Source organism: Aquibium carbonis, assembly GCF_003970795.1.
In the GTDB taxonomy this organism is placed as follows: domain Bacteria; phylum Pseudomonadota; class Alphaproteobacteria; order Rhizobiales; family Rhizobiaceae; genus Aquibium; species Aquibium carbonis.
The window spans coordinates 1-1,080 of sequence record NZ_RWKW01000144.1; the positions used below are offsets into that span (position 1 = coordinate 1).

Here is a 1,080-nt window from a genome sequence, read left to right on the forward strand (position 1 = left end):
ATTCCGTCCACTCCACGACCGCGTCGTCATCCGGCGCGCCGAGGGCGAACTGGTCTCCAAGGGTGGGATCATCATTCCCGACAACGCCAAGGAAAAGCCCCAGGAAGGCATCGTCGTCGCCGTCGGCCCCGGATCGCGCGACGACGCCGGCAAGCTCATCCCACCCGACGTGAGGGCCGGCGACACTGTCCTGTTCGGCAAGTGGTCGGGCGTCGAGGTGAAGATCGATGGCGAAGAGCTGCTGATCGTCAAGGAGGCCGACGTCATGGGCATCGTCCTGCCGATCGACACATCCGCGAAACAGGCGGCCTGACCCGCCGTTCTTCGCCCCCCAATCCCCGAGACCGAACTGGACGAACATCATGTCTGCCAAGGAAATCAGGTTTTCCAGCGACGCGCGCGATCACATGCTGCGCGGCGTCGAACTGCTCAACAACGCCGTCAAGGTGACGCTCGGCCCCAAGGGCCGCAACGTCATCATCGACAAGGCCTATGGCGCCCCGCGCATCACCAAGGACGGCGTCACCGTCGCCAAGGAGATCGAGCTCGCCGACAAGTTCGAGAACATGGGCGCGCAGATGGTGCGCGAGGTCGCCTCCAAGACCAATGACCTGGCCGGCGACGGCACCACCACCGCCACCGTGCTGGCCGCATCGATCCTGCGCGAGGGCGCCAAGCTGGTCGCCGCCGGCATGAACCCGATGGACTTGAAGCGCGGAATCGACCTCGGGGTCGCGGCCGTGGTCAAGGACATCCAGGCCCGCGCCCGGAAGGTCCAGTCGTCCGCCGAGATCGCGCAGGTCGGCACCATCGCGGCCAATGGCGATGCCAGCGTCGGCGAGATGATCGCCAGGGCCATGGACAAGGTCGGCAACGAAGGCGTCATCACCGTCGAGGAGGCCAAGAACGCCGAAACCGAACTCGACGTCGTCGAGGGCATGCAGTTCGACCGCGGCTACCTTTCGCCCTACTTCGTCACCAACGCAGAAAAGATGCGCGTGGAGCTCGAAGACCCCTACCTCCTCATCCACGAGAAGAGGCTCGGCAACCTTCAGGCCATGCTTCCGATCCTCGAGGCGG

The 1,080-nt window shown here is 65.1% G+C and carries 2 protein-coding genes; both read left to right on the forward strand.

Annotated elements, in window-relative coordinates; translation table 11 throughout:
• Positions 1–313, forward strand: a 313-nt coding sequence (locus tag EJC49_RS24635; protein WP_148106334.1) for a co-chaperone GroES, incomplete at its 5' end; no start/stop codon positions are given.
• Between the two features lie 49 nt (positions 314–362).
• A partial coding sequence (gene groEL, locus EJC49_RS24640) for a chaperonin GroEL (protein ID WP_126702577.1) occupies positions 363–1,080 on the forward strand: 718 nt, incomplete at its 3' end.